The sequence below is a fragment of the Altererythrobacter rubellus genome (assembly GCF_030284385.1).
GTDB lineage: Bacteria > Pseudomonadota > Alphaproteobacteria > Sphingomonadales > Sphingomonadaceae > Erythrobacter > Erythrobacter rubellus.
The window spans coordinates 520567-541370 of the sequence record NZ_CP127221.1; the positions used below are offsets into that span (position 1 = coordinate 520567).

General features: G+C 58.7%; 23 protein-coding genes. 5 read left to right on the top strand and 18 right to left on the bottom strand.

Annotated elements, in window-relative coordinates:
• Positions 1–23: 23 nt before the first annotated feature.
• The 8 genes from QQX03_RS02545 to QQX03_RS02580 all read right to left on the bottom strand — a co-directional run bounded on the left by QQX03_RS02545 (position 24) and on the right by QQX03_RS02580 (position 8353).
• Positions 24–1169 (bottom strand): thiolase family protein, encoded by a 1146-nt coding sequence (locus tag QQX03_RS02545; protein WP_285976317.1) that lies wholly within the window; start codon positions 1167–1169, stop codon positions 24–26.
• Complete coding sequence (locus QQX03_RS02550; protein WP_285976318.1) at positions 1166–1582, bottom strand: Zn-ribbon domain-containing OB-fold protein; 417 nt, start codon at positions 1580–1582, stop codon at positions 1166–1168. The genes QQX03_RS02545 and QQX03_RS02550 overlap by 4 nt, the downstream gene beginning before the upstream one ends.
• A complete protein-coding gene (locus QQX03_RS02555; protein WP_285976319.1) occupies positions 1582–2649 on the bottom strand; it encodes an acyl-CoA dehydrogenase family protein in 1068 nt (355 codons plus the stop codon). Before QQX03_RS02555 ends, QQX03_RS02550 begins: the two co-directional genes overlap by 1 nt.
• Positions 2646–3884 carry a cytochrome P450 gene (locus QQX03_RS02560; RefSeq protein WP_285976320.1) on the bottom strand — a complete coding sequence of 413 codons (1239 nt, stop codon included), beginning with the start codon at positions 3882–3884 and terminating at the stop codon, positions 2646–2648. The genes QQX03_RS02555 and QQX03_RS02560 overlap by 4 nt, the downstream gene beginning before the upstream one ends.
• 136 nt (positions 3885–4020) lie before the next feature.
• Complete coding sequence (locus QQX03_RS02565) at positions 4021–4398, bottom strand: limonene-1,2-epoxide hydrolase family protein (RefSeq protein WP_285976321.1); 378 nt, start codon at positions 4396–4398, stop codon at positions 4021–4023.
• Positions 4395–5180 (bottom strand): ThuA domain-containing protein, encoded by a 786-nt coding sequence (locus QQX03_RS02570; protein WP_285976322.1) that lies wholly within the window; start codon positions 5178–5180, stop codon positions 4395–4397. Before QQX03_RS02570 ends, QQX03_RS02565 begins: the two co-directional genes overlap by 4 nt.
• Positions 5180–6190: an NADP-dependent oxidoreductase gene (locus QQX03_RS02575; protein WP_285976323.1), complete on the bottom strand. Its 1011-nt coding sequence runs from the start codon at positions 6188–6190 to the stop codon at positions 5180–5182. Before QQX03_RS02575 ends, QQX03_RS02570 begins: the two co-directional genes overlap by 1 nt.
• 24 nt (positions 6191–6214) lie before the next feature.
• Positions 6215–8353 carry a molybdopterin-containing oxidoreductase family protein gene (locus QQX03_RS02580; protein WP_285976324.1) on the bottom strand — a complete coding sequence of 713 codons (2139 nt, stop codon included), beginning with the start codon at positions 8351–8353 and terminating at the stop codon, positions 6215–6217.
• A gap of 125 nt (positions 8354–8478) precedes the next feature.
• Here QQX03_RS02580 and QQX03_RS02585 point away from each other — a divergent pair, with 125 nt between their 5' ends.
• Entirely contained in the window at positions 8479–9480 is a 1002-nt protein-coding gene (locus tag QQX03_RS02585) for an NADP-dependent oxidoreductase (RefSeq protein WP_285976325.1), read from the top strand.
• Here QQX03_RS02585 and QQX03_RS02590 read toward each other — a convergent pair.
• The 3 genes from QQX03_RS02590 to QQX03_RS02600 are packed head-to-tail and all read right to left on the bottom strand — an operon-like array spanning position 9477 to position 10744.
• Positions 9477–10082 carry a molybdenum cofactor guanylyltransferase gene (locus QQX03_RS02590; RefSeq protein ID WP_349665858.1) on the bottom strand — a complete coding sequence of 202 codons (606 nt, stop codon included), beginning with the start codon at positions 10080–10082 and terminating at the stop codon, positions 9477–9479. The genes QQX03_RS02585 and QQX03_RS02590 overlap by 4 nt on opposite strands.
• Positions 9986–10327 carry a putative quinol monooxygenase gene (locus QQX03_RS02595; RefSeq protein WP_067597086.1) on the bottom strand — a complete coding sequence of 114 codons (342 nt, stop codon included), beginning with the start codon at positions 10325–10327 and terminating at the stop codon, positions 9986–9988. The genes QQX03_RS02590 and QQX03_RS02595 overlap by 97 nt, the downstream gene beginning before the upstream one ends.
• Before the next feature lie 3 nt (positions 10328–10330).
• Positions 10331–10744: a nuclear transport factor 2 family protein gene (locus QQX03_RS02600; protein ID WP_285976326.1), complete on the bottom strand. Its 414-nt coding sequence runs from the start codon at positions 10742–10744 to the stop codon at positions 10331–10333.
• Positions 10745–10877: 133 nt separating this feature from the next.
• On the opposite strand from QQX03_RS02600, the gene QQX03_RS02605 reads away from it, so the two are divergent.
• Positions 10878–11693: an SDR family NAD(P)-dependent oxidoreductase gene (locus QQX03_RS02605; RefSeq protein WP_285976327.1), complete on the top strand. Its 816-nt coding sequence runs from the start codon at positions 10878–10880 to the stop codon at positions 11691–11693.
• Between the two features lie 12 nt (positions 11694–11705).
• On the opposite strand, the gene QQX03_RS02610 is transcribed toward QQX03_RS02605, so the two are convergent.
• A complete protein-coding gene (locus tag QQX03_RS02610) occupies positions 11706–12482 on the bottom strand; it encodes an SDR family NAD(P)-dependent oxidoreductase (RefSeq protein ID WP_285976328.1) in 777 nt (258 codons plus the stop codon).
• Positions 12483–12712: 230 nt separating this feature from the next.
• Between QQX03_RS02610 and QQX03_RS02615 the strand changes: the two genes are divergently transcribed.
• On the top strand, positions 12713–14332 hold the full coding sequence (locus QQX03_RS02615; RefSeq protein WP_285976329.1) for an FAD-dependent oxidoreductase: 1620 nt from the start codon (positions 12713–12715) through the stop codon (positions 14330–14332).
• 10 nt (positions 14333–14342) lie between these two features.
• Here the strand turns inward: QQX03_RS02615 and QQX03_RS02620 are convergent, their stop codons facing one another.
• Entirely contained in the window at positions 14343–15608 is a 1266-nt protein-coding gene (locus QQX03_RS02620) for a cytochrome P450 (RefSeq protein WP_285976330.1), read from the bottom strand.
• Positions 15609–15696: 88 nt separating this feature from the next.
• Here QQX03_RS02620 and QQX03_RS02625 point away from each other — a divergent pair, with 88 nt between their 5' ends.
• Positions 15697–16221: a nuclear transport factor 2 family protein gene (locus QQX03_RS02625; RefSeq protein ID WP_285976331.1), complete on the top strand. Its 525-nt coding sequence runs from the start codon at positions 15697–15699 to the stop codon at positions 16219–16221.
• Here QQX03_RS02625 and QQX03_RS02630 read toward each other — a convergent pair whose 3' ends face one another.
• The 3 genes from QQX03_RS02630 to QQX03_RS02640 are packed head-to-tail and all read right to left on the bottom strand — an operon-like array spanning position 16222 to position 18703.
• A complete protein-coding gene (locus tag QQX03_RS02630) occupies positions 16222–16575 on the bottom strand; it encodes a nuclear transport factor 2 family protein (RefSeq protein ID WP_285976332.1) in 354 nt (117 codons plus the stop codon). It abuts the gene before it with no gap.
• A 12-nt stretch (positions 16576–16587) separates the two neighbouring features.
• Positions 16588–17130, bottom strand: coding sequence for a VOC family protein (locus QQX03_RS02635; RefSeq protein ID WP_285976333.1), 543 nt, complete (start codon positions 17128–17130; stop codon positions 16588–16590).
• On the bottom strand, positions 17117–18703 hold the full coding sequence (locus QQX03_RS02640; protein WP_285976334.1) for a fatty acid--CoA ligase: 1587 nt from the start codon (positions 18701–18703) through the stop codon (positions 17117–17119). The genes QQX03_RS02635 and QQX03_RS02640 overlap by 14 nt, the downstream gene beginning before the upstream one ends.
• Positions 18704–18809: 106 nt before the next feature.
• On the opposite strand from QQX03_RS02640, the gene QQX03_RS02645 reads away from it, so the two are divergent.
• Positions 18810–19229: a PaaI family thioesterase gene (locus tag QQX03_RS02645; protein ID WP_285976335.1), complete on the top strand. Its 420-nt coding sequence runs from the start codon at positions 18810–18812 to the stop codon at positions 19227–19229.
• On the opposite strand, the gene QQX03_RS02650 is transcribed toward QQX03_RS02645, so the two are convergent.
• On the bottom strand, positions 19226–19762 hold the full coding sequence (locus tag QQX03_RS02650) for a nuclear transport factor 2 family protein (protein WP_285976336.1): 537 nt from the start codon (positions 19760–19762) through the stop codon (positions 19226–19228). The genes QQX03_RS02645 and QQX03_RS02650 overlap by 4 nt on opposite strands.
• The gene (locus tag QQX03_RS02655) at positions 19759–20760 is read right to left on the bottom strand and encodes an NADP-dependent oxidoreductase (protein WP_285976337.1); all 1002 of its coding nucleotides are present in this window, start codon (positions 20758–20760) and stop codon (positions 19759–19761) included. Before QQX03_RS02655 ends, QQX03_RS02650 begins: the two co-directional genes overlap by 4 nt.
• Positions 20761–20804 lie beyond the last annotated feature (44 nt).

A 20804-nucleotide genomic window follows, 5' to 3' on the forward strand; every position in this document is an offset into this window, starting at 1 on the left:
GCGTCCCAAATGCGTGTCTCCCCTCAGCTTTGCAGAATTGCCACGGCGCTAAGCCCCGGCGCGCCATAAACATGGCTGTATCCGGTCTTCGCGCCTTCAACCTGTCGCTCGCCTGCGCGCCCACGCAATTGCTGGACGTTTTCATAGACTTGACGAAGGCCAGACGCGCCGATCGGCTCGCCGCAGGCCAGGCATCCACCATCGGTGTTCACCGGCAGCTTGCCGCCAATCTCGGACCAGCCATTGGCAAGCCATTCTTCCTGCTCGCCATCCTTGCAAAATCCGTTTTCGGCCATGTGCATGATTTCCGCGCCGCTTTCGGTGTCTTGCAATTGAGCAACGTCGATGTCTTCCGGGCCGATCCCTGCGCCTTCAAACGCAGCCTGACTGGCAAGCACTGTGGGCTTGCCGCCTTCCTTGATGCTGACGCCGGCCTGGAACACTTCGAAACTGTCCGGCGGGCGGGTCTTCACCGCGACCTTGGCTATTTTCACCCCGTGTGCGCCCAGTTCCTTCATCTTCTTTTCAGATGCCAGGATCAGCGCGACACCGCCTTCTGCCGGGGCGCAGAACATGTATTTGGTCAGCGGATCATTGATCATCGGCGCGTTCATGATCGTGTCGAGATCGATCGGGCTGCGCCGCCACGCATGCGGCGTGATGGTGCCGTTCTTGAACGCCTTTTCCGCCACCCGGCCCAGTGTCGTGCGGCTGATCCCGTGCAACTGCATATAACGCTGGATCTTCAATGCGAAGAATTGCGTGGTCAGCATCATGCCCGTTTGGCCGTACCATTCGGGCAGGCCATAATCGGATGGCTTAGCATTGAACGCACCGCGCGGGTGCTTATCGAAACCGACCGCCAGCGCGAGATCGTAAAACCCGCTGGCGATTGCCATTTGCGCTGAAACCAGCGCGCTGCCGCCGGTCGCGCAACCATTCGCGACATTGGTGAAGGGCAGGCTGGTCAGCCCCAGCTCGTTGACCATGATATCGGCGCTGCCTGCGGCGGCTGATCCGCCATAGGCGCATTCGATATCGGTCCACTCAAGGCCGGCATCTGCCATTGCTTCACGTACTGCAAAGACACCCTGTTCGCGGCCTGATCGACCGTCTGTGCGCCCGAAGGGATGGATGCCTGCGCCGATGATATATACGTCTTCACTCACGAGCTTTTCTCCGGCCGATAGGCAAAGGTGCAATGCGTGTCGCTGAACGGCGCGAGGCAGAATTCCATCGGCATGCCCAGCTCCAGCTTTTCAAGCGTGGCATCGACAATGCGGCTTTCGACGATCACTTCGCCCGGCAGTTCGATATAACCCAGGAGGAACGGCTTGAAGTCCGGCGGCCCCTCATTCTCACCGCTACCCCAGCCTTCGTATGGTTCCTTGGGCAGGAAGCCCTGACTGGTCCAGCTCCACAGCTTGCCATGGCGCGATAGCTTGACCGGTTCGACATCTTTCGCAGCGTCGCCTTGCGGCATGGGAAACACAATCTCGCCAGATGGCAAGCGGCCACCCATCAGGTGGGGTTCGCCATCATTGCTCCACAGATCGGGATCAACCGGTGCGAGCGCGCCCATCACGCGGCCTCCGCGTAGTGAACAAGATTGGTGTCCACATCGCCAAACAGTTTGGACAACAGCAGCACGCGTTTCATCGCGTGGCCGATCGCCAGTTCATCGGTAATGCCCATGCCGCCGTGCATCTGCACCGCTTCGCGCGCGATGTGATCGACGTTCTCTGTGATGTAAGCTTTTGCGCCCGCAGCCTGATGTTGCCAGGCTGCACTGTCGGACGTGTCCGTCAGCGCCGCGCGGTATAGCATTGATCGAGCTTGCTCGATCCGCGCATAGCAATCCACCAGGCGGTGCTGCAGCGCCTGGAAACTGCCGATTGGTACGCCGAATTGCTCGCGCTCCTTGACGTAAACGAGCGTATCCTCAAGCAATCTCTGGCCCAGACCGACCATTTCGGCGGCGGCCAGCAACCGTACTTCGGCGATCGCCTGATCAAGCAAGCCCGGGGCCAGATCAAGCTTCTCTCCCGTCACACGTGTAAAGCGTAATTCGCCAGCCATGCTGCCATCAGCCATGCGATATGCGCGGGTTTCGAGTCCCGGCGCATTGGCAGCCACGATAAAGAACTCAGTCGCGCCACCGTCTTGCGCAGACACGATAAACTGGTCTGCCAATGCAGCGCCTAAAACAAAGGTTTTCTCACCGGTAATTGTGCCGCTATCACTCTTGGTCTGTTTCGCTTCCAGACTGTAACGCTGATTGCGTTCAGCCCATGCAAGAGCGGTGAAGCTTTCGCCGGACAGCACGCCATCCAGGGCTGTCTCCGCACTTGCCGCTGCGAGCAGTTTTGCCGGAAGAACCCCGTTCTCCAGCCATGGGTCAGGGGAATTGGCCCTCCCGATCGCTTCACCGACCAGAGCCAGGTCAAGGATCGAACCTCCCATACCGCCCGCCTCTTCGCTTGCAGCCAGCGCTATCAGTCCCAACTCTGCCAACTCCTGCCAACGCGCAGGATCATACCCGCCATCATTCATGCGCAGCTTGCGCCGCGCCTCGACATCGATGGGGGCGGTGAAGCGCTCTACAGTCGCGCGAAACAGCTCCTGCTCTTCGGACAGATCGAAGTTCATTTGGCCACCTCATATGTGATCGGCAGCTTGGTTACCCCGCGCAGCATGATGTTGGGCAGGACTGTGATCCCGCCTTCATCTGCTAGCTGGAAATTGTCGAGCCGCTCCAGAAGCTCGTCAAAGGCGACGAACATTTCCTTGCGGCTCAGCATATTGCCCACACACATATGTGGGCCTTTCCCAAATGCCAGATGCGCGCGCGCGTTCTTGCGATCAATCAGGAATGCGTCCGGGTCTTCGAACTTGGCAGGATCGCGGTTTGCAGCGGCGTAGCGCACTTGCAGCATCGACCCGGCTGCGATCTTCTCGCCGCCCAGTTCAACGTCTTTCTTGACCACGCGCCAGATGCCCGCGCTGGGCGATTCATATCGCAGCATTTCTTCGACCATATTCTGGATCAGTTTGGGATCGCGCCCCCCGGCCGCAGCTTTTGCTTTGGCCATCTGGTCTGGATTGCGGATCAGCTGAAGCAATCCGCCCGCGATGGTAGATGTGGTGGTCTCGTTTCCGGCGACCATGAATTGCTGCATGATCGACATGATTTCCTCGTCGGTCAGCGGGGTCTCGCCTTCGACCCGTGCTTCAACGAGGTCGGTCAAAAGGTCATCACCGCCATTGGCACGGCGATCATCGATCAGCCCTTTCATGTAACGCTGGTAATCGACGAAGCTGCGCGCGCATTCCAACTCGCGCTCGCGGCTGATCAGTTGGCTGAAGCGGTCGACCGCTGCATCGGACCAGTCCTTCACTTGCTTGGGGTCGTTATCCAGCCCGATTTGCTGTGCGATCATGGCGACGGGCAAGGGAATCGCGAAGTCCTCCACAAAGTCACCGCTGCCCTTTTCCGCCATCTTGGCGATCAGTTCGATCGACTTCTTGCGCATGTCGGCTTCGATCGCGTTCACGCGCGGGGCAGAGAATGCGAGGTTCACCAGCTTGCGGTTGCGGGTATGGATCGGGTGATCGGCGGTCAGCAGCGTAGGCGGGTTGTCCCACCCTTCCGCAAGAATTGCATCAATCTCATCATCGGCGGCGCCCATCAACGACGCAAAATCATTGGAGTAGATTTCCGGTTTGGCGGTTACTTCCGACACCAGTTCATAGGAATAGACCACCCAGGCATTGGCTTCAGCCACAAACTCGAGCTTGACCCCGGCTTCGTGTGCCTCACGATAATAGTCGAACGGATCGACCAGTGTTTCCGGTGCGAACAGATTGCCGGCAGGCTTGTTCATTGTTGCTGCTCCATTGGTCCCAAACTCAGCTAAGCAAACTAGCCCTGCAGGCCGTATGGGCGCACTGCGTGAAAGTGTTAGGAACGGCGCGCTTCCAGGGTCGGGACCCTATCCAAATGAGCAGCTTTTCGGGTGTTTAACCGCCGCCAAACTCGCGCTGAAATGTTGCCATGTCGAAATAGTCGCGCCACTCGGCTATCTTGCCATCGCCATTGATCTCGAACGTGCCCATCACAGGCAGCGCGGCACGGCGTCCATCGCTCAGGATAAATGCGTCGGTACGCTCGGTAAGGACCGAGTTGCCGTTTGTGGCGATCGTATGGATTTCCCACTCGCAGCGATCAACCGGCCCCATAAAGCCGCTCACGGCATCGCGCACTGCGGAAACACCGGTTACCGGTTCCATCGGCATGTTGTGCCAGGTGATGTCATCTGCGCACATGTCATACATTGCTTCCATGTCACCGCTGTTCCAATGGTCGACAAAGGTTTGAACGGTCTCGCTTGGGGTCATAGTGTATCTCCTCCAGTAAAACGCAGCGCATTCACCAAGATACGCTGAACATGCGGATCGGCGTAAGTCTCAGGCCCGTCACCGAATTGGCAATAAACCAGCGGGGCATTGCCGATTTGCCGCCACCACGCGACAAGATCACTGCCATTGGGATGTTCCCAACCTTCATTGCTGAACATCTCGCCTTTGACCGCCAGCGCCGCGGAATAGAAGTTCTCGCGGGTGAAATCATGACGCGCGCGGATCAAGGGATGCACCGCGCTTTCGTCGATTTGGCAAAGATATAGTTCGTCGGTGAAAGGGAATGTGTCAGGCAGTGCGGCGGTCACCGCATGCTGGGCCACTACCTGGGCATCGTAAGCGACATCGTGGCGATAGCCAGAGTCGGGCACTGACTGCCCCTGCCATTGCCCCGGCTGGTACAGGAAACGCCCACCCAGCATTTCCGCCCATTCCGGCCAGTCAGCCCAGCCTGCCAGTGCATGGTGCATCGCGACTGCGCCTTTGCCGGATGCAAATCGGCGGGCGATTGCTTGCCTGAAGCCTTCGGACGGTGGGCGGCTCGTTACAACTCCGTCGCCAAATGTGTATCCGCCCATGTCGTAGAAAAGCAGCGCATCGGCCTCGTCCGCCGCGCCTTCAGCGACAGCTTGCTCCGCGTCCGGATGAACGAGGTGGGATACATCCCATTCGCCCAGTTCGCGGCCCAGTAGCTGGATCAGCGCGTCAAACGGCGCTTCCTCGTAAGGGTGCCCGCCAGACAGGACGAGCAACTTTCCCATCAGGCGATCTTCAGGATCATCTTGCCCTGGTTCGTCCCCGCGAACAGGCGCATGAAACTGTCGAATGTGTTTTCCAGCCCTTCGTCGATGTGCTCTTCAATGGCCAGCTTTCCCTCGGCCGCCCATTGACCCATTTGCGCTGCACCCTCGCCAAAGCGTTCGACATAGTCCGCCACCAGCAGGCCGCGGATTTGTGCACGCTTGACGATGAGCTGCCACAGATTGCGAATGCCACGGGGCTCGGTGTTGTATTCGCTGATGAGGCCGCACAGACCCACGCGAGCATAGAGGTTGAGGTTCATGAGCCCGGCATCAAGGATAATCCCGCCGACATTCTCGAAGATCACATCGACGCCATCGGGCGCGGCTTCGGCGATCGCTTTCGTCAGCGCAGCTTCGTCTTTGCCCTTGTAATCGATTGCAGCATCGAAGCCGTATTTTTCTGTCAGCTTGGCGCATTTCTCAGGCCCGCCCGCGATACCAATCGCTCGGCAGCCTTTGATCTTGGCAAGTTGTCCGACAAGCGAGCCGACGGCGCCAGCTGCGCCTGTTATCAGAACCGTTTCGCCTTCCTTCGGCTCGCAAACCTCCAGAAAACCGAAATAGGCGGTCATGCCCACTGCGCCGAAGATCGAGAGATAGTTCGTGACGCTAGGTACGAGTGTCGGGTCAATCGGCTGGGTAAAACCACCGACTTCGCCGACTGAATAATCTTCCAGCGCATTCAATCCCATCACCCATTGGCCGGGTGCAAACCCTTCCGCGCGGCTTTCCTCGACCACACCGATTGTGCTGGCGCGCATGGCCGTGCCCAGCGGAACCGGCGGCATGTAATTGCCGCCAGCGTCCATCCAGCCGCGCATGGCCGGATCGAGCGAGGCATAGTGATTGCGGATCAGGAACTGGCCTTCTGCCAATTCCGGCGTGGGCTCGGTGACAAGCTCGAAGTCTTCGCGCACCGGCTCGCCATCTGGCCGCCGCTGGAGGAGAAAGCGCCGGTTTTCAGGCATAGGTTTCCTTTTTCGTTTGCTCGGTCAGGCGGCTGCGATCCGCACGGGGATCGCGCTTTGCAGCGCTTGTCCGGTGATCGGATCATAGTCGACTTCATCACTGGTCAAGCGGTTGGTTGATCCGCCCATTTCGCGCACATTGTGCTTGCCCGCTTCGCTGTCGCCAAAAGCATGCGCCATCGAAATTAGCCCGCGCCGCACCCGATCACTGCTTTTAACAATGCCATGGATCGAAGCGTGCGGTGAACTGATTTCGATGACATCGCCATCTTTCAATCCGCGCTCTGCCAGATCATCCGGGTGTATATAGGCCGGGTTCGTGGTGATCTTGCGGCCAAGATTCTTAAGCGGCTGCCCAATCGAATTGAATCGCGCTTTCGAACGGCGTGAAATCAAGCGGAAATCGAAGCCCGCGGCGCGCGCATCCTCTGCGCCATATTTCTCCAGTTGTTTGGGCATATCGCCCGCCGCTAATTGGAAGCGGTGATGCTGGTCAGGATCAGCTGGTTCGATAACCGGATGGAGATCATCATATATCACCGCCGCACCGCCAGCCTTGCGCGCATCTTCGCGCACCTTGCTCGGCGGAACCAGGCATCCCGCCGCCATCAAATCCAGAAATTCCTGTTTGGTCGGGCATTCATCCATCGGCACATCGCCGCCTGGAAGCTTCATTTGCACGCCAAGGTTCTTTCCGATGGTCCAGAGCATTTCATACTCGTCAATCGTGTCTCCCGGCGCGTCAGCCAGCGCTTCGGTGTAGCGCGCATAGGCATTCTCGTGCCACCATTCAGACAGATTGGTTATGTCCTCGCGCTCAAGACATTGCTTGGGTGCAAGCACGACATCCGCACGCTTGGCGCTGGCGCTCATCCATGGGTCAATCTGAACGAACAGTTCCAGATCATCCAGTGCGCGGCGCATCTTGAGCTGGTTGGGGAAACCGACTTCGGGGTTGCCACCAACCGATACAAGCGCCCGGATCTGGCCTTCGCCCGGTGTCAGGATTTCATCCGCCATCACATTGCACGGCATTTCGAACAGCAATTGGCCAAGCCCGCGGAAGCGCGATTTGGCCATCCCTTCGACGCCGAACATCGGGGCTGGCGGCGCGACTTGAGCGCGCTTCTCACCCATCTGGATGGTAAAGACGCCGGGAACGCTGCACTTTTCGCCTTCTTGCTTGAAGCGCGCGCAAACGGTGTTGAGGCATGTCACCAGATACTCTGTCAGCGTGCCATTGCCCGCCATCTCAGGGCCGGTGCCAGTGACAGCGCAGCCTTTGGAGCCGTTTGCAAACATGCGAGCTGCGGCGACCAATTGATCGGTCTCAACCCCGGCCCGCTCTGCCGCCACTTCCGGCGTGAAGGCGGCAACTGCGTCTTTTAGTTCATCCAGTCCGTCGACATGCGCGGAGACGAAGTTGCGATCGTAAAGCTCTTCAGTGAAAATCACATTCAGCATGCCTGCCAGCAGTGCCGGGTCTTCGCCCGGCTTTACCGGCAGATAGATATCTGCCAGCTGGCCGACCTCGGCCAGACGCGGGTCCGCCACGATCAGCTTCATACCTTCTTTCTGGCGATCACGAATGCGTTTGGAAGGGCTGAACGGCGGCACCCCGCCAACAGGCGAGTAATGCGACACAATCGGATTATTTCCGATGAAGAACGCAACGTCAGCTTGAGAGAAGTTGTTCGCGCCGCCCATCCATTTGCCATAGCGTTCGGTCGTGAAGACCTTGGCTGGCTGGTCCAGAGTGACCGACGTAAAGAAGTGTTTAGTGCCGATGGCCTGCGCCAGGCTCATCGTAGCCATCATCGCAGAGCTGTTCTGGTAGCCGCCCGAACCCATGAAGAGTGCGATCGAGTGGGGGCCGTATTTGTCGATTATCCGGCGGAATTCATCGCTGACATGGGCCAGCGCATCCTGCATCGGGGTTTCCTGAAACTCGCCATTTTCATCGCGCACCAGCGAATGGTGCAGACGATCTTCCGAATTGTGCGAATCCGGCAGTTCGCGGCCTTTCTTGCAGGTATAGCCGCCATATTCGGGATCATCCGGATCGCCGCGGACGGCCTTAACTTTTCCATCTTCCACATCGACCAACATCGCGCAATTTGCGTGGCAAAAGCGGCAGAATGTCTTGTGCGTTTGAACGCCCATCACTCTCTCCTTTGACACGCAACATAACAGATGCCGTAGGGGCAGCGACTGACACTTTTGCGCGTGGTGAGTTGCGGCGTGGGCCACCATTAGGCTGAATCGACAGAAACAGCAGGAGAAACATCATGCCCACCACCGCTCGCCAATGGCTTTTGAACGGACATCCGCGTGGACGGGGGATCGAGGATGGTGATTTCAAGCTGTCCGAAACACAGCTGCCTGATCCAGCCGAAGGTGAGATGCTGCTCGCAACGCGCTATCTTGGCTTCGATCCGGCGCAAAAAGGCTGGATGGAGAATATTGCGGACTATGTCGCGCCCATGGCGATCGGCGATGTCATGCGCGGCAGCGGCATTTGCGAAGTGATCGAAAGCAATGGCGGGCGCTTCCAGAAGGGCGACTGGGTGTTCGGCACAATCGGCTGGACCGATCACCTTGTCACCGACGGCAAGGATCTGACCAAAGTAGAGACAGGGCTTTCACCAACCGCTGTTCTGTCAGTGCTCGGCACGACCGGGGTTACTGCCTATTGCGGGCTGTTCAAAGTGGGCAAGCCTGTGGCTGGCGACACGGTGCTGGTGTCGGGTGCAGCAGGCGCAACCGGATCTGTCGTTGGGCAATTAGCGAAGATTGCCGGATGCCGCGCAGTTGGAATTGCTGGCGGTCCGGAGAAATGCAAATGGCTGGTCGAAGAAGCCGGCTACGATGCGGCGATTGATTACAAGGCGGGCGATGTAAAGCGCCAGATCAGGGAACTTTGCCCTGGCGGTGTCGATGTGATCTTTGACAATGTCGGCGGCGCAATCCTTGATGACATGCTTGCCAATATCGCCACCGGAGCGCGTGTGGTGGTTTGTGGAGGTATCAGCCGGTATGAGTCTGGCGGAACACCCACTGGCCCGGGCAATTATTTCAATCTGATTTTCCGCCGCGCCAGTATGGCGGGCTTCATCGTGCTGGATTGGGCAGCGGAATTCCCCGGCATCCGCAAGCGTTTGGAAGGCTTCGTCAATGATGGCAGATTGCGCTATCAGGAAGACATCCAGGAAGGGTTTGAAAACGCGCCTGAAACGCTGAAGCGGCTGTTTGTGGGCAAGAACCGCGGCAAGCAGATGCTCAAGCTCTAGCTTTCAAGATCGCTTGGCCGGTTCACATTCATCAGCGGCGGATCGATAGCAATCTGCCGCGCGTTGACGCTCTCGGTAAAGCCATAAAGTGCGCGCCCCCCGTCGCGTATGAAGATATCAAGTCGCGGCGCTAGCGATGCAGGCCACAGCCCCACTATTGGCTGGTCTTGCACGATCGCGGGGCCTTCGCCGGCAAGCGCCTGAGCAAGATTGTCGGGCAGGTTGGGAGTGTCACAGCCGGAACTGAGAACCCGGTCAAAGCCATTGATTCGAGCAAAATGCAGAGCCGCGTTCAGCCCCCCGAGCGGACCAAGCCCGTCTTCCGGCAGGTCCGCAATGCAATCGAAGCCTTCCTCCGCCCGCCCGCATACAACCAACCCGCTGCATTGCGCGGCCAGCGCCGCCCCGACATGATCGATAAGGCGCCTTCCCTTGTGACGCGCATAGGCCTTGTCGCTGCCAAATCGCGTGGCTTTTCCACCCGCGACAATGGCGCCGAGCAGCTTCAGCCGAACTTCTCTGTCGGTACGCCTTCCTCGTTGTAAACCGGGCCTTCGGCGTCGACGCGGTACTTCCGGCTCACGGCGTTCTCGATCCCGAATGAACCCAGATGGCCCAGCATTCCGGCATAGTGTTTGTTCGCGAAATGGCTCGCGAGGGCTTCTTCGCTGGTCCATTCTTCGAAGACATTGATGCGGGTCGGATTATTCAGGTCCGCGCTCCAGTCATAATGCAGGCACCCCTCTTGAGAGAGTGCGCCATCGATAAACGGCTGTGCGGTTTTCAATGCTTCTTCGCGTTTGTCTGCCGGCAGGTCGATCTGTGCCGAGATAACGATTTTCGCCATGTCTTATCCTTCTTGCGGATTGTATTCTGCAACGATGCCGAACTTGCGATGGGTAAAGACCCATGCGCCGTCGATCTTCGCCAATTCGTCTTCGTAGAGCCCACCAACAACGCGGGTCTTGCCATCTTTCATATGCAGGATTTCTTGCGTCTGGACCCGGCTGGTGGCCGTATCTCTGGTGACATCGACCATGCAGGGGACACAGTGGAAGCTGACCGCTTCGATCCCGCTAATCGCCTGGCTCCAGAATCCGACGATGGCCTCTTTGCCTTCGAACAGATTGCCGAAGAAATCCCACGTGGCATTCTCGGCCCAAACGCTACCCCAAGTCGCGGGATCTTTGCGCACGACTCCATCGGCATAGGTGCCATTGAGTTCGGCAATCATCTGGCGATCTTCTGCGGGTCCTCGGAACACGGCGCTCTCCTTATCTCTCGGTGTGGCTATCGGCGTGCGCAGCCGATCCTTCAATGAGCACTTTTGGGAAGGGCGCTCAGCCGCTGGACCGCTTAGAGACGCGGGTGAGAACACATTTGGTTGGGAGCGAGACATGGGCCTTTTGGAAGGAAAGAAAGCCGTCATTCTGGGTGCGGCGAGCAAGGACAATATGGGCCAGGTGACTGCCCGGCTGTGCGCTGCCGAAGGGGCAGAGGTTCTGGTGGCTGGCCGCAAGGAAGGCCCGTTGTCGGAGCTCGCAAGCGAAATCGGCGGGCACTATGCCTTGTGCGACATTACAGACCACGCGCAAGTGCACGGCTTGGCCGCGACCGCGGCTGAAAAGATGGGCCGGGTCGACGCGGCAATTAATTGCACAGGCTGGGGGCTGCTCGCAAATATCCTAGAGACGACCGAGGAACAGCTCGACCAGATTTGCGCGCTGCAATTCAAGGGTGTGCATCATTTCCTGCAGGCCTTTGTTCAGCAGATGAAGGATCAGGACCCGCAAGGCGGATCGCTGATTTCTCTATCTTCTGCGACCACGAAGGCCCTGATCAACAATCACGCGGCCTACATCGGTACGAAGACTGCAGGTGAAGCGATGATCCGCTGCGTCGCCAATGACTTCGGGCAATACGGGATCAAGGCCAACACGGTCTCACCCGCGTTCACGGAAAGCCCGATGACTTCAGACAGTTTTCAAGTGCCGGGACTGGTGGATGCATTCATGCCCAAATATCCGCTGGGCCGCTTGAACACGAGCGAGGATGTGGCCGAGGCGTGCGCTTGGCTGTGCAGTGATCGTGCCTTTGTGACCGGCCAGAATATCCAGCCCAACGGCGGGCTGACCTTGCGCGGCAATCCGCAGGCGGTCGATATCGAAGCGGCTGTTGGCGCGGCGATGGCGAAGATGCAGCAGGACGGTTAGCCTGGCGCCGCGCTAGTATTGCGCGGTCCCGCCATCGACGCTGATCGCTGCGCCTGTAATCCCGCCGCCTTCCTTGCTGGCGAGCAGCAGGGCGACCGCTGCAATTTCCTCGACTGTGTTGGGGCGTTTGATCGCGGCTTCGCTGGCGAACATGTTGATCATCTCGTCAAATTCCATGCCCATCGCTTTCGCAGTCGCGGGGCCATTGTTCTTGATGATGTCGGTCACAACCAGGCCGGGGCAGATGCAATTCGCGGTAATGCCCAGCTCGCCCACTTCGCGCGCAAGGCTCTTGGTCATGCCGGTTACCGCGTGCTTGGCCGCAGTGTAGGCGGTAAACACCGGCTTGCCGTGCTTGCCCTCCATTGAAGACATATTGATGATGCGCCCGGTCTTGTTCGGGATCATGGTCTTCAGCGCGCGGCGGCTGGCCCAAAAGGTGGAATAGACGTTCCATTTCATCGCCTCGTCAAAGGCTTCATCTGACAGATCAACCATCGGCTGCAGATCGCCCGCGCCGCCGGCATTGTTGACCAGAATGTCGATCGTGCCGAAGTTGGCGGCTGTGTGGTCGATGAAGCCTTCAACGTCGGACTGCTTCATTACATCGCCAGCGACAAAGATCGCCCTGTCACCGACGTTGAGTTCTTCCAGCACCTTCGCGCCCTTTTCCGGATTGCGCGCGAACAGCGCGACCTTCGCGCCCTCGGCCAGAAACGCTTCGGCAATCCCGCGCCCCAAACCCGCGGTTCCGCCTGTGATTGCTGCGACTTTGCCTTCCAGTTTCATGCGTTTCTCCTTGTCCCAAGCCATGCGACATTTGTGAGGGTTCCAACATTGGCATTTTCGCTGGGGTTTCCGCGCCGCCCGCACCCTCCACCCTACCACCCGGATAGTTTCCGGTAGGCTCCGGGTGGTAGGGTGGAGGGTGCGGGCTGGCTTGGCTCACAGATGCCTAAACCCACACCTTGCTAAAATGAGGAATTGCCGCGCGTGGCCCGAACGCGTCTTGTCGAGCCATGGAAAAAACAGATGTGATCATCCTGGGGTGCGGCGCGGCCGGAATGGCTGCGGCGCTGGCTGCCTACGAAGCGGGCGCGAAAGTTGCCCTGATTGAGCGGTTTGACCGGATCGGCGGGACAGCGGCGATTTCGGGCGGCGTCATCTGGGTGGCGGACAATCCGCGCCAGCGCGCCGCAGGTATGAGCGACAGCCGCGAAGAAGCGCTCGCCTATTTCAAGGCGCTCGACCACGGCGACCTGGTGGATGACACGCTTGAAGCGTTTGTGGATCGCGGGCCGGAAGCGCTGGAGTTCTTGGAAAACATTGGCGCGCTCAGCGTGTCGCTGCTTGATGGCTATCCGGACTATTATCTTGATCGTCCGGGAGCGAAGCCTGAAGGCGGCCGTGCACTGGATCATGATTTGTTTGCACTGGGTGAACTGGGCGAATGGGCAAGCCGTATCACTGCGATTGAAGAGATGAAGCCGATGATGCTGCGCGAAACGCCCTTGGGCGGCGGCACAGGAGTGGTCGAGCCTGAAGAAATGCAGCGCCGCGTCGGCAATAATGAGCGCGGCTTTGGACAGGCCATGGTCGGGCGGTTGCTCAAGGCGTGTTTGGAGCGCGGGATCGAGCCAATGCTGGGCGTGGAGACGCGCGAGCTTATCCGCGACGGCGATCGCATCACCGGAATCAAGGCGACGCGGGACGGAGCTGATTTCGAATTGCACACGAACCAAGGCGTAATCATCGCCACCGGCGGATTTGAGTGGGATGAAGACAAGCGTCAGGCCTTTCTGCGCGGTCCAATGGATGCGCCCGCCAGCCCTCCAACGGCACGCGGCGATGGCCTAAGTCTGGCGATGGCAAATGGTGCAAAGCTCGGCAATATGACGCAGGCGTGGTGGGCGCCAACGTTGGTCACGCCCGATATACCGTGGCCGGGCGGTGAGCAGCGCGCGCAGCCTGTGCTGATCGAACGGACTGTTCCGCATTCGATCATGGTCAATCGCAAGGGTGAACGTTTCTGCAATGAAGCGGCGAATTATTCCGCGCTGGCGGGCGCGTTCCACGCCTTCGACCCGCAGAGCTATGACTATCTCAACCTACCGGCCTGGCTGATCTTTGATGAGGATTATGTCGAGCGTTACCCGATTGGCCCGCGCTTGCCGGGGCAGCCGGTGCCCGAGTGGGTGATCCGTGCAGAATCACTGGAAGAACTGGCCTGCAAGATCGGGATCGAAGGGTCTGTGCTCGACGCCACGGTTGCTCGGTTCAACGGCTTTGCACGCGCCGGACACGATCCCGATTTTCAGCGCGGCACCTCTGCCTATGACCACTTCTATGGCGACCGCAGCCGCGAAGGAACCGCGGTGACGCTGGGCCCGATTGCCCGTGCACCCTTTTATGCGGTCGAGATTCGCATGGGCCTGCTCGGAACCAATGGCGGGCCGCGAACCGATGGTGCGGCGCGGATGTTGGGCCATGATGGTACGCCAATCGCCGGGCTGTATGGTGCTGGCAATGCCATCGCTTGCCCCACCGGCGGGATATATGCTGGTGCGGGCGGAACGCTCGGTCCGGCGCTGACCTTTGGCTATATTGCAGGGCGGAGTGCGGCCCAAGCCAACACTTAAGGCCGGACGCCTAGGCTTTCTTCGGTTCGAACTCGATGTGTAGCTCTTTCAAGCTGCGCAGCAGGAAGTGCGGGTGATAGGCGAAGTCGTTCTTGCCTTCTGCAAACCACATGTCTTCAAACCGGTCGACCACTGCTGTGAAACCCCACGTCAGCTCACGCCGGGCCAATGGCGCGCCAAGGCAATGATGCGTCCCTGAGCCAAAGCCCATGTGGCTGCCCGCCTTGGGCCGCTCCAAGTCAAGCTTTTCAGGGCATTCGAACGCCCGCTCGTCGCGATTGGCCGCGGCGAAGCGCACGTTGATCATTGCGCCGCCGGGAATGGTAACGCCTTCCAGCTCGGTATCATCGGCGACAAAGCGCATCAGGCTTTGCACCGGGCTTTCCAGCCGCACCACTTCCTCGACAAAGGTGCGCATGTATTTGTCGGGATCAGACTTCAGCTGATGCCATACATCCTTGTTTTCGATCAGCAGCTTCATACCGGCTGCCAGCGCATTGGTGGTGGTTTCGCTGCCGCCCACAAATGTATCCGCCATCATCTCGGCATGCAGCTCATTGTCGGTCAGGGTCCGACCCCAGTCTTCGATCACAGTGTTGACGAGCACGCTGATCAAGCTGTCATCAGGGTTTTCGCGCAGCCGTTCGAAAATCGGCTGGAAATAGTGCTGCGCTTCGATTTCCTTGTCGACCATCTCCATGTGGCGATCTTCAGGCAGCATGAAGGAAATGCGATGGAAGAATGCCTCGGTCCAGCTCTTGATGCGCCAGATGTCTTTCTTCTTCGCGCCCATCTGCTCGCCGATGATGTAGAGTGGCAACGGCACACAGAACTGACTGACCCACTCGCATTTGCCCTCTTCCAGAAAGCCGTCGATCAGCTCGTAGGCCAGCGTTTCGACCTTGCCATCGATTTCCTTGATACGGCTGGGCTTGAACGCTTCGTTGAACATCGCGCGCATCTGCTTGTGATTGGGATCATCGCGCCCGTTAAGTGTTGCGGCCGGAACCCAGCCCTTTTCCTCAAACCGTTTGGCGACCATTGCGCCACGTTCCATATCGGCCGCCGATGCGCGAAAGCGGCCTTGCGGTGCAGAGCTGGGAAAACGTTGCGGGTCCATCAGCACTTCGCGAACAGTGTCGTACCGTGTCACGACCCACATATCGGTGCCTGCAATATTGTAGACGGGCGCTTCGTCACGAAGCTGCTTATAGGCCGGATAGGGACACTTCTGTGTCTCCAGATCGAACAGATTGACTTGTGGTTCGCTTCCCAATGCGGCCTCCCGAAAATGCGGATGGAATTTTCGCCACAGTGAGCGGATAGTGCGGGCGCGGCAACTCGCGGAAATGGGGAGAGTGGCAATGGATCGCGCGCTACAGGAACTGATCGACAGGCAGGCGATTTGCGATGTGATCCAGCGATATTCTCGCACCCTCGACTGGCTTGATGATGCGGGGCAAGCGAGCTGTTACTGGCCCGATGCCGAGATCGACTATGGCTTCTTCAAGGGCTGCGCCGAAGAGTTCCTACCGATCGTTATGGATATCGAGCGTGGCTCTGACCGGCGCTGGCACATGCTGTCACAGCCTCTGATTGATTTCCACTCATCTTCCAATGCCAGCAGCGAGTGCTACGGCGTTTTCGCCGGTGCAAGCCGCCAGGATGACGGAACGCTGGCAGGCAATCTCTATGGCGGACGCTATCTTGATGAGTGGGAGAAACGAGAGGCAGGATCAGGGCAGGAATGGCGCATCTCCCAACGTCTCTACATTGTCGATTGGCAGAGCGACCTCGTGAACCAGCCAAGGTTTACGCCCAACCCTGACTTTCCGCTTCCTACGGCTCGGATCGATAAGAGCAATCACCCGCTTTATCGGGAACTGTAATCACCCCTCGGCCGGCGGGTCCATATAGTCGCGGTAATAGGTCAACTGCCCATTGGCGACTTTGTATATGCCCACGCCGCCGCGGGATCCCTCTGGTGAATGCATGGTCCAACGTGCCCAGACCGCGTGATCATCGCCGCAGATTTCATCCACTGTGAAGTTGATTTGGCGTGTCCCCATTTCCTTCACCATAGTGGTCATGAAACCAAGGATCGCGTCGCGTCCCTTGTGCGTGCCCCAAACCGGATCTTCCAGCAGAGCATCTTCCGAAAACAGCGGTGCAAGCTTGGTGTAGTCACCTTCATCCTGGATGCGCCAGAACTCCTCGATTAGGCGTTGGGCTTCGCCGGGCATTGCCATTTCTCCTCAGTTCAATTTGCGGATCGGATCGCTGCCGTCCCAATCTTTGGCGGCATTGCGCACCATGTCGTAGAATCCGGTCAGCTGTTCGCTGGGCTCGTAGAGCTCAAGCATATGGCCGAGCGAAGCGGTCGCATCGACGAAGGCATAGCGCGTGCCGCTGGTTACCTCGGACAGCTGCGCGAGCGGCATGTCTTGCGCGCCGAAATCAGCAATCGCTGTGTCCAGATCGTCAACCCAGATTGCCATATGGTGCAGCCCTTGCGCGCTGCTGCCCGCAGGAAACATGTCATGAAACGCACTGGGGTTATCACCGTGCTGGGCGACGAATTCCACCATCACATCGCCCCATTGGCCATAAACGCTGGAATGATCGTGGGTCACGCGCTGGCCGCGGTGCTCGCTCCAATTGAGCGGCACGTGATGAAAGGTGAAGAAAGGGCCAGACCCAAAACTTGCACTATGCGCGCGCGCCGAGCTTTCAATGTCAGGCACGAACCAGGCGATCTGCCGAACGGGAAGGTCGCCAAAGCGCCTAGTTGACGGCACGATCCTTGCCTTCCCAATAGGGCGCGCGCAGATCCTTGCGCAGGATCTTGCCAGAGGGATTGCGTGGCAAGGCGTCGATGAAGTCGACCGACTTGGGGCATTTGTAGCCAGCGATATGTTCGCGGGCATGCGCGATGACTTCGGCTTCGGACAATTCCTCGCCATCCTTCACCACGACACAGGCTTTCACCGCTTCGCCCCACTTAGTGTCAGGCACGCCGATCACTGCCACGTCCGCAACTTTGGAGTGTGCGTAGATCGCATTTTCAACTTCCGCCGGATAGACATTCTCGCCGCCGGAAATAATCATGTCTTTCACCCGGTCCTGAATATAGAGATAGCCATCCTCATCGAGGTATCCGGCGTCACCTGTGCGCAGCCAGCCATCGGCATCAATCGTCTCTGCGGTGGCTTCGGGCCGGTTCCAGTAACCTTTCATGTTCTTCGGGCTGCGCGTTGCGATCTCGCCGATTGTATCGGCTGGCACCTCTGCTCCGTCATTGTCGATAATCTTGATTTCGACATCTTGTAGCGGTGTTCCGACGCTGCGCATGCGCGGGCTGCCTTCGGGCACATGATCTTCGGGGTTGAGCGTCACTATAGTGCCTGACGTTTCCGTCATGCCGTACATCTGCACAAAGCCGCACCCCATCACATCCATCGCCTGTTTCATCAATTCGAGCGGAATGGGCGAAGCGCCATAGGTGATGTACTTGAGATTGGAGAAGTCCACCTCGCTGATACGCGGATGGTTCAGCAGGATCTGGATCGCGGCGGGCACCATGAACATCTTGGAGATGTTGTAATTCTCGATCAGGTCGAGCGCCTGCGTCGGGTCATATTCAGGCAGCACGATCGCTTTGGAACCGTTGAACATTGTGCCAAGCCCGGTGCCGGTTCCGCTGATGTGGAAGCATGGCATGGCGAGCAGCGTGATCTCGCCCGGGACGGTTTTCTGCCAGTCCATTTTTTCGCTCTCGTCGACATCGTTCATGCGCGAGGAAAAGATCGAGCCGTGCGTCAAAATCGCACCCTTGGGATGACCGGTTGTGCCCGAAGTGTACAGCTGGATCGCGTCATCTTCTACGGTGCATTCGGTCATCGGGTCGATTTGGGGGAATGTCCCGCGCCATTCGGGATATCCGGGGTAAGGGCCTTCTGTGCCTTCGGAGCCGTAGATGCGCGTGACGTGTTCGAGCTGGCCTTCGATGTCGCGGACGAAGTCTGCAAATCCGGGCCCGACAAACAGGACCTTGGCCTGACAATCATTGACCACATAGGTGACTTCAGGGCGGGCCAACCGCCAATTGACCGGAGTCATCACCGCGCCCAGCTTGGCCGCGCCTGCCAATATCTCGAAATAGATATGCGAATTCTTGCCAAGGTAAGCGATGCGGTCACCCTTACCGACACCCAGCGAGGCCAGCGCATTGGCACAGCGATTACTGCGCCGGTCGAGCCGGCCGAATGTCATCTGATCGCCTGCGAATTCAAAAGCGACATCCTGTTCGTGCTCGCGGCCGTGATGCCGGATGATGTCACCAATCACTTGCGGGTTGTCGATGCTCGACATGATTTTCCCTTTCGCTCTCCGTGGTCCGGTCTAGTCGGAGCGCGCGCGCGGGCCATTGGCACAATTCATAGCGGCGCTGGCGCACGCATAGGCTAGGGTCGACAGAATGAATGATGCCAACCCGCCCGACGGCTTTGAACCTGCCAATTTCTCGCCCGGATTTCTTGATCATGGCGGGCCTTACTTCCTGCGCGCCAATGCGGACGGCCCCCGCATAGTCGGCCTGCGGATCATGCCGCATCACATCAATTATCAGGACGCTGCGCATGGCGGTGTGCTGACGACCCTAGCCGATGTGGCGCTGAGCCACGCGGTCTACGACAGCGAGCGACCGCATCCAGGCGTTGCGACGGTCTCGTTGACGACAAACTTTCTTAGCGGTGCAAAGCTGGGAGATTGGCTGGAGTGCGCTGTCAACATAGATCGGATGGGCGGCCGCACAGCCTATACCAGCGGTTATATCATGCGCGATGGACAGCCGATTGTATCGATGAGCGGTGTGTTCTCGGTAAAGCGTGCGCGCTAACCGCGCCAGCGCGCAACCGCCGGTGTCGACGGGTCACGGTCATCGTGAAAGCCAGCCATGCCTTCTGGCAGCTCGGAAAGGCCCACGCCTTCGACTTCGCGAAATTCGCGCCAGTCATAAAGGCCGGTGCGCTGTGCAATGCGCCATTGCCCCGAACGCTGCTCGAAACGATCGACATAGCGCCCTGCAATCACCGCTGAATACACTTTGCCCTTATCCGGAAATACATCCGGCACCGGATAGCCCGCTGGGATAGTGTGCATCGCGGTGAAGTAGGTTTCGGTGTGGCAGGTGTCGTCTTCAAAGCCGAATTGTATCTGGCCTAACTGGTGCTGAGTGGCGAGGCAGGGATCGATGATGGCTTGGGCTTGCCCGACAAATTCTTCCCAATTGCCTTGCACCGGGCCGAAACCGAATGTCGCATCTGCATGGAACAGTTGCGGCATCATGTCCCAGCGCCGTCGGTCAATCGCATGGGCATAGGCCCCGATCACATCGCGAATGGCTTCGCGGTCTTCCAGCCTGATACTCATGCATCCAACTCCACAATGACCTTGCCGATGTTGCCGCCTGTAAAGAGCTTCTGGTAGGCGGTTAGGGTATTCTCAAGTCCCTTTGTGACATCATAGGGCATTGTCAGTTCGCCCGTATCGACCCATTGTTTGAGCCGCGCCGTCAGACGTTCGCCCTGGTCCATGAAGTCAGGTGAAAAGAAGCCTTCGATTCGCAATCGCCGCATCAGGACTTGATCGAATTCCTGCGGGCTTGTGCGGGTGCCGGAAGAATAATCGGACACCAGCCCGCACACTGCGATCCGGCCATAATGGTTCATACGCGTCAGAACATGATCCAGTATAGGCCCGCCGACATTGTCAAAATAGACATCTACTCCGCCAATCGCGTCAAGCTGCGTGCCCAGGCCATCAGCCTTATAGTCTACCGCACCGTCGATCCCGATCGCGTCAGTCAGGAAGCGACATTTGTCAGCTCCCCCGGCGATACCCCAGGCTGTGCAGCCCAGCAGCTTGGCCATCTGGACAGCCAGAATGCCCGTCGCACCTGCTGCTGCTGATACCAGCACCTTCTCGCCAGCCTTCGCGGCGCCAGTCTGCTCAATCCCCCACAGTGCAGTCCACCCGTTCATGCCCAGCGGGCCGAACCATGCGCGCTTGTCTTTGACCGCTGGATCAAGCTTCACCGCGCCAGCCATGATGGGATCGACTACGCTGTAATCTGCCCATTGACCGAACGCGCGCACTAGTGTCCCTTCAGGGAACTCCGGCTGGCGCGAAGCGGTGATTTCACCGATCACCAGACCCGTCATCGGCGTGCCAGTTTCCAGCGGCGGTTGATATCCATCCGTGCGATCGGTCAGCCACATCCGCGTGCCCGCATCCATCGACAGCACGGCATTACGGATAACGATCTCGCCTTCGCTGGGTTCAGGCTCGGGCGCCTCCATCAGCCGCAAGGATTCGCTAAAATCCGTGCCCTGAGGCCGTACGTCGATGCGCCAAAAACGGTTTGTCATACCTGCCTTGTCCGCGCAGTCCAAAGCTACGGCAACGGATGCTT